Raw genomic sequence first — 14,069 nt, 5'->3', positions numbered from 1 at the left:
TCATCATCCTTTCGGAAAGCCTCTAGCGCAGAGCGGGAAGCGACTCCTCATCCACGCCGTGCAGCTCGTAACCGTTCTTCATATAAGTCTCATAATAAATCCGGCCATTGCGGTAGTACAGCAGATCCTCCAGATGGAATCCGCCCATCAGATTCAGCTTCTCTACGCCGCTGCGCCGCCGCTCATGCACAACGCCCAACCGGTAAATGCGCGTCGTCTCGTCAGCCGAAAGCGCGTAACGCAGAAATTCCGAGCCGCTGTCGCCGAAGAAATATTTTTCCTCATGCCGGTGCTCCTGCGTGTACTCGAAGAGACGGACATGGATGGCCGCTTCCTCTTCCAGCGTCCGGTACAGGCGCCGGAACAGCTCTTCCTTCGATAATACCTCCCGGTTGTCGTACGCCGCCGCGACATTTGCCCGCCGCAGAAGCTCCTCCTCGAACGAAAGGGCGAAAGGCTCAGCCGTCAGAATCTCCCGCACGCACACTCCGATCAGCCGCTCCAGCAGCGCCTCGGCGCCCCGGTCCAGCAGATCAGGAACACTTCCCATATACCGCTCGCTCAGCAGGGCGCCGGGGCCGCGCCGGGACTCGATCTCGCCGATCACTTCATCCGTCACGGCGCGGTAATACTCCATAATATTCCGGCCGATATCGCCCTCCGCCCGGCCGATGCTGTCCAGCGCTGCCGCTTTAAGCTCCTCCTCCAGCCGCTCCATCGCCTTCACCCGCTTGACGCTTGCCGAATGCAGCGACTCCAGCGCGGCTTCGAGCCGGAGGCACAGCGCAAGCTCGTTCTCCAGCAGCAGCAGTTCATACTTGGCGCCGTACACCTCTGCGAACAGATAGTGAATAAAGTTCCGGACCGTCCGCTTGTCCATAAGCGGCACCTTGGAGAAGGGCAGCCGGTCCACGCTATCCCCGTACAGCAGCTCCAGCTCCTCACGCGATAAGGCAATCGCGGCTCTGAGCCCGGCCATATGCTGGCGGAGCCCATAAAGCAGACTGCCGGCATCGTCCCGGTCGGCGGTCCACTCCGCCAGCTGGAAGAACGTGACTCCCTCGCTTCCCCCTTCCGGAGCGGCGAGCAGCGGTTTCCACTCCCGCAGCGGGTCGGCGGCTTCCAGCCGCTTCGCCGCGGGCGAAGCGAAATTACTGCTGAAGTAAGCCTCGCCGCCTCTGCCAAACAGCCGTTCCTCCGCTTCGCGCAGTGACAGCCGTTTCAGCTCACTATAGGATGGGCGCCCATGACTCATCAGGCCGGTCATTTCGAGAATGCCCTCCTTGTCCGGAAGCAGCTTCTTGGCCCGCTCCCGCAGGCTGCCTTGGCTTAAGCCGAGCCGTTCGAGACGTTCGCGCGGGCCGAGACGGCTCTCGCCGGACATCTCCTCCGTGATCCGGCGGAACGTATGGTACAGCACGGCCAGGGCGATCTGCCGGTTCGGCCGCTTGACGCCGGAGAAGCCGGCGGAAGCGTATCCCTGCCGGCCCGTGCTGCCCCTGATCCCGCTTTTGAACGCCATATTGTTATAACCGGCCTGGTCCCGGCTGTCGCCGGAGGGCCGCATCACGTTCTTCAGCAGACTGATGTGGGAAATGATTTCGTAATTGTCGTCCATTCCGCCCGCCGGCGACGTGCCGCGCTCATTCTTGTCCGACAGGACGTAGACAAGGTCAAACAGCGGCGCCGGACCGTGGCTGACCGGAATGGACAGTCCGTCCTCGGTCACGAGCAGCGGAGCGGTACGTTCGTAATCCGGCGACTGCATGCCCTCCAGCTCGCGCAGGAAGGCCATTCCCGCCGAGCTGGAAAGCCCGAAGCTCTCAGCCTGTTCCCGCTCACTGATCAGCGTGAACAGATCGGTCTGCACCGATTTGAACGACTGGCCGAGCACGGCACGGGTCAGCAGCGTGATTTCCGGCAGCAGCACATTAAGCGGGTCGTCGACCCGAGTGATGATGGAGAGATGGATGACGTCAAAGGAAGAATACAGCCTGCCGTAATCCGCCATGCTGTCCGTCAAGCGCCGCAGCGCGGTGTTCATCTCCGCGAGATAACGCTGTTCCCCTTGGAACTCAAGGAACAGGTCCCGGCGGACCGTGCGGGGATCGCGCCCTTCGGTCCGGGGAAGGGTCATCGTCCGGAGCCGGTCAGTCGGCCCGCCGGACAAGAGCGGTGCCGAAGCCCCGCTTCGGGAGGAAATCCCGGAAGCAGGGCTCTCGGATGCGAAGCCGCCGGACGCCGGTTCACCTTGCGGGACGGCGGATTGCTCCGCCTTCCCGCCTTCGGGAACGGCGTGCAGCGCCATAACGCCGCCGGCGTTGTCCCATTTGCGGCGGCAGCTGTCTAGCACGGGGCCTATAGCGGGCGCGGCCTTCTCGCCTACGAACAGAAACAGGGCGGGGTAATGGATGCTGCTGCGCCCGTCCCCCTGATCCTGCAGCCGGTCCTCACGGGCGGCGTACTCCGCCGCATAACGCATTGCCAGCGATCTGATCATAGGCCTATTTCAACTTTCTGCGGATGCTGCCAAGCTTTCCGGTCATGCCTTTGTAGAAGGCGTACATCTCGTCGCCATCGGCATGCTCCACCCGCTCGTATTCGAGGCTGTCCCGCGCCTCCAGGACGCTCACATACAGGCTATCCAGCTTGTAGAGCAGCGGAGACACATCCTCGGACGCGGTCAATTCCGCGGCGCGGCGCGCGCTTTTGCGCAGCAGCACGCTGCGGCTCTTCTCGTCCAGCGCCCGGAAATGGCGGTAGACCGCGTATTCCACATAGCTGCGTTCCTTCATCAGGTTGGCGAACGGCTCCCAGCTCTCCTCTTCCTCGTCCTTGTCGTACACGAACAGCGCGCCCTTCTTCACGATCGTATCCGTGTACAGAGCCTCCAGGAACTGATCCATCCATTTTTCTTCGTCCAGATACTGGCGGAGCACCGCGTTCAGCTCTTCCGCTTTGGCGGTGAGCGCTTCGTATTTTACCAGCTCCTCGCGCAACCTTGCTGTAAGCTGCGGCGTACGGATCAGATTCTCCTGCGCCAGCTCCCGGTTGATGCTGCCGAAAATATCCTTCACGCCCTCGCGCTCCAGCCCGTTCTCACGGAGCCTCCCCAGCTCGTCGGCGGCTTTCTTCACCTCGCCCAGATTCGGGCGCGGCGCTTCCAGTTGAAGATCGTATCCGCGCAGGAACGCGTCAATATCGAAGGGCTTTGTGAACACGACCGAATAGCGGTTGCTGGTGTTCTCGTCCAGACCTTTTTCCGTAATGACTCCGGCCTCCAGCGCCTTGGCAAATTCTCCGCGCACCCTTGCGTTGTACTCCTTGACTCTGGCGTTGCTGTACGTGTCGCCCCAGGACTGCTCCGGAATCGGCGACGGCAGATACGTCCAGTTATTCTTTTCGGTCTGCACCAGATGGCGACCGATGCCTTCCTTGTCCAGAATGGTCCGCTCATAGTTTTCTTCATACACCCGCAGCGGCGTATAGACGAACAGCGGCACCCCGTTGCGCGTATTCAGCCAGAAAATCCGGTTCTTGACCTCGCTCTCCTTAACCGTGAACTGCGATTTGCCGAGCGCGTTATTCTGGTAGTTGCGGATGCCCTTCAGGATGCCCGGCGCCTTCACCGGCACCGACACGAAGCCCCACGAAGGGAAGTGCAGGCTGCCCGAGCTGTTGCTCAGGTGGAAGACCGGCACGGCTTCCTCGTCAAGCTTTCCGGCGATCGTACGTTCCACAAGCTTGTCGAGCGGCTCTTCGCTGCCGTATTTCATCACGAGAAAATCCTCCATCGACCGGGTGATCAAATCCCCGAACTTGTCGCTGAGGAATTCGGAAATGGAGCGGACGACGTCAATCTCCTGTTCTCTGACCCAGCGGCTGGAATTCCGCAGCATTTCCCGGGAAAAGTCGCGGATCAGGTCGTCGCCGTCTTTTTGATCCATAATCTTCGAGATCGTCTGCGAAATGTCCGGCACGCTTACAATGTTCCAGTAATACGTCTTGTTGCCCCTGTGATCCGTCTGTTCTTCGCCGCTTGTGAGAATATGCCCGTTCTTGGCGAAGATTGAGCTCAGCGCGTTCAAAATTTCCGTAAACACGCCGTAAATCCGGCTGTTCTCGTCGTTCAGCAGCTCGAACAGATCCTCATAGAACTCAATCATCCGCTCCGTCCGGTCTACATCGGCATGCAGCCAGTATTCGTTGATTTTCGCGTCGATATAGGCGTTCTTCTTCTTTTCCTTCGAGACAAAAGCGCTTCGCGCATCGCCCAGCTTATCCTCCGCCGCTTCCCGGGCCGTCTCGATATCGCGCGGCAGACGCAGCAGATTCTCCCGCAGCGCTTCAATGTAGGACTGGATCAGCTTCAGGAGGCAGAAGCCTTTTTCCGTAAAGATCAGCCGCGACACATAGAACGGCCCCTGCTCGGGATGCAGGAACGTCCGCTCCATCTCTTCGCCAAACCGTCCGACGATTTCGCCCGGGAGCTGCTTTCTTACCTTGATGTACTCTTCTCTTGCGCGCGACAGGAAGCTCTGCTCAAGCTCGGTGTCCATATCGACGACCTGATGTTTGATGACGTTGGAATGGCTCAGACGCTCGCTGTTCTCAAAGCCTGGCAGCGGCTCCGGCACACGTGCTTCAAAAGCTTTGATCATGCTCTCCAGATCGATCCCGAGCTTGCGGGCTATTTTCTCGACATCCTCCTGGCCCGGCGCCTGATGGAACATTTTCTCCATTTTGTCGAAGAGGCGGTATGCCAGGTAAGTCGTCATTTCTTCAATCGGCAGCACCGCCGAAGACGCTCCGATAATGTTGTATTCATAGTTGGCGGGATAGCTCTTGTGCATCTGCGCGATGTTCGTGCGGATGTTGCTGATGTAGTCGTGGATGGCGAATTCCTCGCCCGACTGCTTCTCCTCGCTCGCCATAAAGTTCGTAATGTTCTCCGCCGTCACGTTCATGCAGTAGTCATATGCATTCTCCAGCAGCTTGCCCTCGGTGTTCGTCGCCGAAATGAGGTGGCACAGATTGAACGGAGGAAGCGGCGAATTGACGGTCAAAATATTGCCGTACTGCTGGCGGAACCGCTCGCCCCGGCTGTCCACGTTCATCCAGTAGTCCAGCTCCTTGAGCGCGGCGTATCCGTTCTTGCGGATGTATTCGCGGGTGTGCTCGCTGAGGCTCTTGTTCGACAGGTTCACGTCGGGCGTAAACAGATACCCGAGTGTATTGACCCGGTCGATTCCGGCTGAGCCGTAATCTCGCTCGATAATGCCACGCACAATATAGGCGATGTCGAGAAAAGCGCCGCTTCCCGTGCCGCCGGACAATCCGGTCAGCAGGAAGACCATGAGCTTTTTGTTCGTGCCGACAGACAGCGTCTTGATCTTCTTGTCGATCGCGCCCACGACCTGATTGATCTTCGTGAACAGCAGCAGCCTTCCCGCCTGACGTACCCCGGCGGCGCCGTTCATGCCATCTGTAATGCTGAGCTCGGGCGACAGCCATTCCGTAATGTATGGGTCGAGAATGCTGCGGTTCTGCAGCAGCCCGCCGATCTCGGCGTTGGCCAGCAGCACGAATTCGTTCTGCGGGTCAAGGCCGATGCCTTTGTACTTCTTGCCGCGGTCCTGTTCGTTCGTCTCGAAAGCGAGGAACTCGACATTGTCCGGCTTATCCCGCTTCTTCTTGGAAATCGGGTCCTCCGGCAGCTTGAAGCGGCGGTTGATCTGGTATTTCAGCCGAAGCAGGGCATCGATGCCCGTGCCGCCGAGACCGATAATAAGAATCGGATTGTCGATCGTGTCGACTCTGATTTTGTCGCTGACGATGCCTCCGCCAAGCGATACGTCCAGCTGCTGAATATGTTCTCTTACGACCGGTTTCATGGTTATCCCCCTAATCTTATACCAAATACTCCAGCATTATCGTCTTGTCTACGCTGCTGAGCGGAACCGAGACGCGGTCTCCGCTCTTCAACTCCAGCCCCCGGGTGGCGTCGACCGCACGGCCCGATTTCTCGACCGAAATCCCTTCGCCGCCGCGAAGCTGCAGCCGGTCATTGCTGCCCGGCGTGAAGACCAGCTTCTCGCTTTCTTTAAGCTCAGGGGCAAGCTGCAGCAGCTGATGCAGGTTGAACTTGCCTCTGAAGCCCGTCAGCTTCTTGTACTGCGGATACGTCTTCTCGCCGGTATTTCCGTCAATCACCTCGATCACGAGCTGTCCGACGAAACCGCGGCTTGCTTTCTTCCACAGCATCCAGATGACGAAGGCGGCGGCCAGAACCAGCAGCGCTCCGGCAATAACCAGAATCAGCGTCCATGGAGTGCCTTTATCCTGCGCTTCACTTCCGGCTCCGGCGGGCGCCTGGGCAGCAGACCCTCCCGCATTGATCTGTACAGCATTGCTCTCGCGGTAGAAGCTTCTCTCTTCGGCCCGGATTTTCAGCTCATAGTTATGGCTGTCCTTCACCTCAAAGCTGCCCTTGAACTCGCCGCTTGAATTGTCCAGCGGAAGCTCCGCAGTCTTTCCGGAGTCCAGGTCGGTCGCAAGCAGCGTCGCCTTCATGTTCTTGTACAGCTCCGCTTCCTGTACCTGCGCGCCGCCCGTATACAGGCGGGCGGAGATGCCGATCTTGTCGCCTTTCTTGTATGTCTTGGACGCCGGAACGTCCATTTTAAGCTCCAGGTCATAATTGAAAATCAGATTGATGTCGATTTTATCCTTCGGCACACCCTTGATCTGAAGCTTCCAGTCCCCTTCCTTCGGGGACAGCAGCTTCAGCAGGCTGTACGTCGAAGACTTGGATAGCAGCACATTGCTCGATGGAATCGCCACGCTCGCCCCCGACGGGTCGGTTAGCTTCGCCGTTACCGGCTCCCGGGACATAATGGAAATGTTCGCTTCCAGGACGCTGGCGTTCGGAACGTTCACCGTCACCTCCTGATAGCTGCCGTTCGCCGTAATCGACTGCACCGGAACGACCTTCAGCTTCAGATGGTCGGCAAAAATTTCACTCAAAATATCGGGCAAATCGTCTGCGGTATCGGTAGCGAACGCCTTGCCGCCCGTCTGGTCGGACAGCTTCGCGAGACTGGCCTTGTTCAGCTTGCCGTCCGCGTTCAGGCCGATCGTGTAAATCGGATATCCGTTCTTCTTGGCCGTCTCCACTGCCGTGCCGAGCATTTTGTCCGACTCGCTCTGCGTCCGGCCGGACGCTTCGTTCAGATCGTTGTTGCCGTCGGCAAGGAGCACGATCATCGGCTCGTGGGCAGGGTCGCTGCCGTTCTGCAGCACCTTGACCGCTTCATCGACGCCCACGGCAATATCGGTGTATGCGCCTTTATCCAGGCCATCGATAAAAGCCTTCAAATCCTGTTTGTCCGAGGCCGAGTTAATGGTCAGCAGCGCCTTCTCCCGCTGCACCTCATCGGTATAAGCGACGACTCCAACCTTGTCTCCCTTCGCAGACAGCATATCTATGAACATCTTCATCGCCTCGCCGGCGATGTTGCTCTTATCGCTCGTCTTCATGGAATTGCTGACATCGAGCACCAGAACGGCGTCGATCTGCGAAGACGCTCCCGGAGAAGAGGACGGAGCTGCGGATACCGGAACCGCCGCGAACGGTCCGGCCGCGAGGCTCAGCGCCAGCAGCAGCGCGGGAAGACACCGGGCAAAAAACGATAAAACCCTTCTATTTTGAACATCGTTACGAAGCATGACTATAACTCCTCTTATGATTTGATAGGGCGGCGGGAAAGACCGATCAGTACAGCTAAATTCTGTCAATAGCCTGCCATTATGATATAATTAAACCCTGTAAACTTCAACTTAAGGAACGCTGAGCGAGCGGCAACGGGCGGCGTCCGTCAGCCTTTTTCGAACAATGTTCGAAGACAACCGTTCTCCAGGAAAGGACAGCTCCATGATTTCATACGTTATACTTGGAATTACGTTTCTTTATACCGTTATTCGAGTTCTCGGCTACTTCCTCCGGGGACGCAGGCCGGTTAGCCGGGAAGAGATCGACGAGCGGCTGCTGGCCGCGCTGAACGGAGGCGACCGCACCCATGGCTAAGAAAAAACCGGTCGTCCTCCGCCCCTTCAAAGCCCCGCGATATTCCTTCGACAAGCTGCGCGTCTGCAAGCGCTGCGGCACGTTCACCGCTTTGCCCGGAGAACGCTGCAAGCACTGCGGCAGGACCGCCCTGGTCACCGTGGAAGGCCGGGCGGCTTCGCTTGCCGGACGCCGCATGGCGGCCGCACTACTGGCCGTCGTCCTGCTGACGCTTATCTCGGCCTATTTCGCAGCCAGCGGCGCGCAGCTTGCGCTGTGCCTGGCCGGCGGGCTCGTCCTGCTGCTTGCGCTCGTCGCCGCCCAGCGCAAGGCGCGTGCGGCCGAGAACCTGCGCGCGCTGGACGAGCTGCTTGGCCGGCATATCGGCGCGATCAGGCAAGGCCTTGAGATCAACCGGCAGGAGGCCGTGTCCGTGCTGCGGGAGAACGATACGCTCGCTTACGAGAAGCTGCGCGAAATCGCCGTGCTGCTTCGCGGCGACCGCATCGCGAGGCAGCGCGTCGCCCTGCTGCACGGCTTCCGGCTGCGCAAGGACATGGATCTGGAAATGGAGCAGCTGCTGCTGAAGGATTTCGAGCCGCTGCTCGCGGAGTACATCGGCGAGGTTGCGAGACTGCGGCGGGATCTGATTAAGGACCGCACCCTGCGCTATGTCCAGCGGTATGAAGCGCAAATTCTTGAAATGAAGGACGGCGCCTCGCTTCTCGCCGCGGTGGCCGGATCGGCGGTGCGCATGAAGCGCTACGCCCTGCTCTACTCCGCCTTCATCGGCCGATACGCCCATCTGCTGCCCCGCGACCGTTTCCTGCGGCTGCATCAATTGATTTGCGCTTATCCGCATGAGGCCTGGAACGGCCTCGATGTCCGGGCGAAGGAAATCCGAGCGGCCAAGTACCGCTGGGACCCCGATTTTGGGCAGGTTTAGCATTGGAAACGCCAGGTACAGAAGAAGCTACTTTATTTGACGATCGATATTCGGCGAAACCTGCGAGAATATATGAATTTTTGAAGAAAAGTGCGGAGTTGTGTTTTTGCGAAAGGTGAATTTATGCGGGCAATCTCTTGAACTTGACTGTAAAAGTCGTGCCGGCGGGTCCCGTAACGACGTCGATTTTGGCGCCATGCTTGTCGGCAACATTGAAGCAGACGGCCAAGCCAAGGCCTGAGCCGCTTTCTTTGGTCGTGAAGAACGGTTTCCAGATATGCTCAATCTGATCGGAAGGAATTCCTTTACCGTTATCCTCCACAGACAGTACGATGCTGTCATCCTCCGTATAGGTTCTGATGGTTAAATACCCTTCCGGAGGCATGGCCTCCAGCCCGTTCCGGACCATATTCAAAATGAGCTGACGGATCAGCTTTTCGTCCATAAGCATGAGCGGGACCGGACCAAGCTCGGCGGTTACCGTCTTGCCCGCAACTGTCGCGTCCGCTTGAATCAGAGGAAGGATTTTTTCAATCAGCGCGTTCAGCCCGTTAGATTTCATATCGATTCTTTGATTTTTGGCCAGCCCGAGAAATTCGGAGATAATGGAATTCGCCCGGTCCAGTTCCTCGATCATGACGTCGAGATAGGGTGATTTTTCGACTGCCGTCTTCCTCATAAGCTGAAGGAACCCGCGTACCGTAGTCAACGGATTTCTCACCTCATGGCCGATTCCCGCCGCCATTTCGCCGATCAGATGAAGCTGGTCGAGCCTCACCAATTCCTTCTCGTACTCCTTGTGCTCCGTAAGGTCGCTGAAGACGGCCAGCATGCCGGGGGTTTGGTTGATATCGACGGAAACCGCATTGCATAGACAAATCTTCATTTGGCCGGAGGCATCGGAAAAAGACACTTCCATATGGCTCTTATGTAAAGCCTTCATGGAGGCGTCCAAAATCGGTTTGATCAGCGAATCCGGACGCTGCCGCTCGGGCCAATACCGGTTAAACAGCTCTTCCCGGCTGATGTCCAGCAAAGCTAACAGCGCGTCATTGCACGCAATGATCTGCTGCGTCTCCAGGGAAAGGACAAGCACAGGACTTGGAATGACGGAGAAAATGGTGGCCAATTGCTCCTCGGAATGTTTGAGCTCCTTGTTTTTTTGGGCCAGCTCCCGGTTCTTCCGCTTCAGCTCCGAAATCAGCAGAACGCGATCCAGCACGATGGACGCCTGACTGCAAACCGTCTGCAAAATATCCAATTCCAGATCGGAAAAAAATAAACGTTTACGTGAACCAAAGGACAGCGTGCCCACAAATTTCCCATAGGAAATCAGCGGATGGCTGACGTATGATTTCAGGCCGAACCCCTTGATCAGCCAGGCTCTCGGATCACTTGAACGCTGAACGTCCTCAATGAGGATCCGGGAACGCCGCGTGGCCGCTTCTCCGCAGACCGAGTCATCCAGGCTTAGCCACTCGATCGGCACATGTTCACCCGGGCCAATGCCGTGATAATTCATCAAATGGAGCCGCTGCGTCTCTTCGTCAAAAATATAATTAAAATAAACATCCAGATCCAAATGGACGGACAGTCTATTGAATACATTATCCAGAAGCTTCTTGGGGTCTTCATTCAAGATGAATTCCCTCCCCGCTTCCGACAAGACAATGAGCTTAAAATTTTGTTCGTCCGTAGTCATCTTGAGTCCCCTCCCAAACCGGTCTATTTCCTTCTCCGTTTCCGAAAAAAAGAACCGATCGCATTCCCAGCCAGCGAGATCACGCCGTAGGCCGCCGAATAGACAAAACCGGTGACTTGGCCTTCAAACACCGTCAGCACCGAAAGCGTAAACAAAAGAACCGGCAGAAGCGCCGCCAGCGGGAGAAACCCTGCCCGATAACCAAGCTCTCCCGATAAAATAAAGATCGCCGCCGGACAGATCATCACCAACAGCATGACAATCCTGCCCAGATCCTCCATCGTCCCCGGATGGCTCCGATAATACAGAGGCAGCACAAAAAACAAAACAGCATATATGGCGATGTGGAACAGCATTCTATAGCCTGTCTTCTGCAAATTCCCACTCCTTATTGGTATTCTTCCCTATATCTATCATACCGTCTGCGGACGGTAAATTATATAACAAAAAGAACATTCTTACAGGCTTTCATCGTCCACCGGGTTCCAGACCCAGCTTCCGCACAAACGGAAGATCGGCGGGGGCAAAATGAAACCGGTCCAGCTCCCCCGGATGCTCCCAGCGGCAGTCGTCATGATCCGTCAGGACGATCTCGCCTCCCCAGTATTCTGCTTTCCAGGCGATCAGCCGGATAATCAAGCTTTTGCCGTAGCGGTGCTCGTTAACGCCAAAATAGGCATATGGCATAATGTCAATGCCCATCTCTTCCCTCAATTCCCGCCGCAGGCAGGCACAGGCGTCTTCGCCTTCTTCGATCTTGCCGCCGGGAAATTCCCACAGTCCCGCCTGGGACTTGCCTTCCCTGCGGCGCGCAATCAGCACTTTGCCTTCCGAGTTATAAATGATGGCCGCCGCCACTGGAATCAATATAGCCACCTCCGTCATGTTATAAATGGAATATAACGCCGCATCCTGTTATTTACCAGTGGATGATTTCTCTAATTCAAATCTATTTTTCCACATTATCCACATTTTACACTACGGATATGGGGATAAAGCTCCCCAGGCGGCGCGAAACCCCGGGTCATGCTATAATCAGAAAGCGAAAGCCGGGGATAAATGCTACTGCCAAGTCCCGGCCGAACCGATTCGATCAACGGAGGCTGACCGCATGCTTACTTTTCAACAAAAAATCGAGATTCTAGACTCCTACCCGCAGCTTCAGCGCAAAGACGTGTCTCTGGGAAGGGTTAACTACCATTATGAAGAAAGCCAGCACGACAAAAAAACGGTCGCGTTTCATCTCCACCCGAACGGCAACGGTTATGTATACGCGGGCCTGCTCAAGGGGTACCCCACCGACGACAAGGGCCTTGTCAACATCCGCGATTTCACGGAGGACGAACTGCGGCGCCTGCTGGACGCCTCCATCGCTTCGCTTTCCGAGCCTTTGCCCGAAGCGGTGCCGTCAGCCAAGAAGCGCAAGCGGCTTGCGGCCGAGACGAACTGGGTGAACGGGAAAGGCGAGAAGCTTACACTTAAAGCCGAGGACGACCTGTGGTATCTCTATTCGGGCCTGAGTTTAGAAATGGCCTTTGAAACGCCGGACGAAGCGAGAGAATATTTGGCGGAAGAAGGCTTTACGCAGCTGCAGGATTAGCTTCTCTTGTCCGGGGCTTTACGTCTTGAAAAAGCGGAAACGAGTTTGGCCTCGAATATAGCCGGACCGCTTCCGCTTTATTTTTTTTGCCGAGCGCTGCTTCCTCAGCAATAAAATCGAAGTCAGACTATGAAGCCAAGCCAAACTGGCTTATATTAAATTTGAAGGCGATTACATCACAGGAAGAAGCGTGCGAAGGATGGCATTTGAAATTGTGGAGACGACGATTACGAAGATTCAGGCAGCGCTGGACTCCGGCGAAATTACATCCAGACAGCTCGTTCTGATGTACCTTGAACGCATCGCGGATCATGACAAGAACGGGCTGACGGTAAACTCCGTGATTGAGATGAATCCGGACGCTCTGTTTATCGCGGATGCCATGGATACGGAGCGCGCAAGGCTCGGCGCCCGGGGGCCGCTCCATGGCGTTCCCGTGATGCTCAAGGACAACATCAACACGGGGGATAAAATGCATACGAGCGCCGGGTCGCTTGCGCTTGCGGATTCTTTTGCCGGGGAAGACGCCTTTATTGTGTCCCGGCTGCGGAAAGCGGGAGCGGTGATCCTTGGCAAGACGAACATGACCGAGTTTGCCAACTTCATGACCATGGGCATGCCGTCCGGATACAGCTCGCGCGGCGGGCAGACGCTGAACCCATACAATATTTCGAAGCCGACGGGAGGCTCAAGCTCAGGCTCCGCCGTGGCCGTCGCCTGCAATTTCTGCACGGTCTCCGTCGGAACGGAAACCTCCGGCTCGATCCTCAACCCCGCCAGTCTCGGCTCCATTGTCGGGATCAAGCCTACGGTCGGGCTGCTCAGCCGCTCCGGCATCCTGCCGCTGTCGAACTCGCAGGATACGGCCGGACCGATGGCAAGAACAGTTCGCGACGCGGTGCTGCTGCTGAATGCCATGCTTGGCGAGGACGAAACGGATGCCGCCATGGGTGCATCGCTCGGGAGAACCCACGGGGATTACACCGAATTTTTGGACGGGAACGGCCTTCAGGGCGCAAGAATCGGCATTCCGCGCGATTACTATTTCGAGGAAGTCGGCGAAGACCGGATTGCGCTGTATGAGGCGGCCGTCCAGCTGATGAAGGACCACGGGGCGGTGATCGTCGATCCCGCAAATGTTCCGACAGCGCGTGAGGTCCGCTATTCCACGGTTCTACTGAACGAGTTCAAAAATTCGCTGAACGCCTACCTGGCGAAGCTCGGTCCGGGCGCGCCTATGCGCACGCTGAAAGACATCATCGCTTTCAACCACGCCCATCCGATGGAAACGCTCCGCTATGGCCAATCGACGCTGCTTGACGCTGAGTACAGAACCTCCGGCGCTTTGACGGAGCCGCAGTATCTCCGCGACAGGGCGGCCGATCTCAGGCTGTGCAAGGAAGAGGGCATCGACGCCGTCATGCGGGAGCACCGCTTGGACGCCCTGCTGTTCCCCGCCGATTTCGGCTCAAGAATTATGGCCCGGGCCGGCTACCCGTCGATCGTCGTGCCCGCCGGGTATACGCCGGACGGCGAGCCCTTCGGCGTGACGTTTGCGGGCATGGCTTACGCCGAGCCGACGCTGATCAGGCTGGCTTACGCGTTCGAGCGGCACTCCAAAGCCCGCAAGCCGCCGTCGCTGCGCAGCTTTATCTAATTATAGGCGATGAGGGAGACACAGGTCCGATAGGCCTGCATCTCCCTCTCTTTTCGTTGAAAAAAAATTTTCCCAAACGGCGAAACATGTGACAATTTC

At 57.3% G+C, this 14,069-nt stretch carries 10 protein-coding genes; 4 read left to right on the top strand and 6 right to left on the bottom strand.

Features of this window, described 5'->3' with window-relative positions:
* Positions 1-22: 22 nt before the first annotated feature.
* Genes PSAB_RS04635 through PSAB_RS04625 form a run of 3 tightly spaced genes read right to left on the bottom strand, consistent with a single transcriptional unit; the run spans position 23 to position 7,728 of the window.
* The gene (locus PSAB_RS04635; protein WP_051529715.1) at positions 23-2,500 is read right to left on the bottom strand and encodes a hypothetical protein; all 2,478 of its coding nucleotides are present in this window, start codon (positions 2,498-2,500) and stop codon (positions 23-25) included.
* A 4-nt stretch (positions 2,501-2,504) separates the two neighbouring features.
* Positions 2,505-5,894: a tubulin-like doman-containing protein gene (locus PSAB_RS04630; protein WP_025333410.1), complete on the bottom strand. Its 3,390-nt coding sequence runs from the start codon at positions 5,892-5,894 to the stop codon at positions 2,505-2,507.
* A gap of 16 nt (positions 5,895-5,910) precedes the next feature.
* The gene (locus tag PSAB_RS04625; RefSeq protein ID WP_025333409.1) at positions 5,911-7,728 is read right to left on the bottom strand and encodes a vWA domain-containing protein; all 1,818 of its coding nucleotides are present in this window, start codon (positions 7,726-7,728) and stop codon (positions 5,911-5,913) included.
* Positions 7,729-7,933: 205 nt separating this feature from the next.
* Between PSAB_RS04625 and PSAB_RS25355 the strand changes: the two genes are divergently transcribed.
* Positions 7,934-8,086, top strand: a complete 153-nt coding sequence (locus tag PSAB_RS25355; protein WP_158442555.1) for a hypothetical protein — start codon at positions 7,934-7,936, stop codon at positions 8,084-8,086.
* Positions 8,079-9,011, top strand: coding sequence for a hypothetical protein (locus PSAB_RS04620; protein ID WP_025333408.1), 933 nt, complete (start codon positions 8,079-8,081; stop codon positions 9,009-9,011). The genes PSAB_RS25355 and PSAB_RS04620 overlap by 8 nt, the downstream gene beginning before the upstream one ends.
* A 121-nt stretch (positions 9,012-9,132) precedes the next feature.
* Here PSAB_RS04620 and PSAB_RS04615 read toward each other — a convergent pair whose 3' ends face one another.
* The 3 genes from PSAB_RS04615 to PSAB_RS04605 all read right to left on the bottom strand — a co-directional run bounded on the left by PSAB_RS04615 (position 9,133) and on the right by PSAB_RS04605 (position 11,571).
* Positions 9,133-10,713, bottom strand: a complete 1,581-nt coding sequence (locus PSAB_RS04615) for an ATP-binding protein (RefSeq protein ID WP_025333407.1) — start codon at positions 10,711-10,713, stop codon at positions 9,133-9,135.
* Positions 10,714-10,736: 23 nt separating this feature from the next.
* Entirely contained in the window at positions 10,737-11,090 is a 354-nt protein-coding gene (locus tag PSAB_RS04610) for a hypothetical protein (protein ID WP_025333406.1), read from the bottom strand.
* Positions 11,091-11,181: 91 nt separating this feature from the next.
* Positions 11,182-11,571, bottom strand: coding sequence for a (deoxy)nucleoside triphosphate pyrophosphohydrolase (locus tag PSAB_RS04605; RefSeq protein WP_338045086.1), 390 nt, complete (start codon positions 11,569-11,571; stop codon positions 11,182-11,184).
* Positions 11,572-11,824: 253 nt separating this feature from the next.
* On the opposite strand from PSAB_RS04605, the gene PSAB_RS04600 reads away from it, so the two are divergent.
* On the top strand, positions 11,825-12,313 hold the full coding sequence (locus PSAB_RS04600) for a hypothetical protein (RefSeq protein WP_025333404.1): 489 nt from the start codon (positions 11,825-11,827) through the stop codon (positions 12,311-12,313).
* Positions 12,314-12,512: 199 nt separating this feature from the next.
* The gene (locus PSAB_RS04595; protein ID WP_025333403.1) at positions 12,513-13,970 is read left to right on the top strand and encodes an amidase family protein; all 1,458 of its coding nucleotides are present in this window, start codon (positions 12,513-12,515) and stop codon (positions 13,968-13,970) included.
* Positions 13,971-14,069: the final 99 nt, after the last annotated feature.

This window comes from Paenibacillus sabinae T27 (assembly GCF_000612505.1).
GTDB classification, from domain to species: domain Bacteria; phylum Bacillota; class Bacilli; order Paenibacillales; family Paenibacillaceae; genus Paenibacillus_AQ; species Paenibacillus_AQ sabinae.
This window is presented reverse-complemented; position numbering and strand designations above follow the sequence as displayed.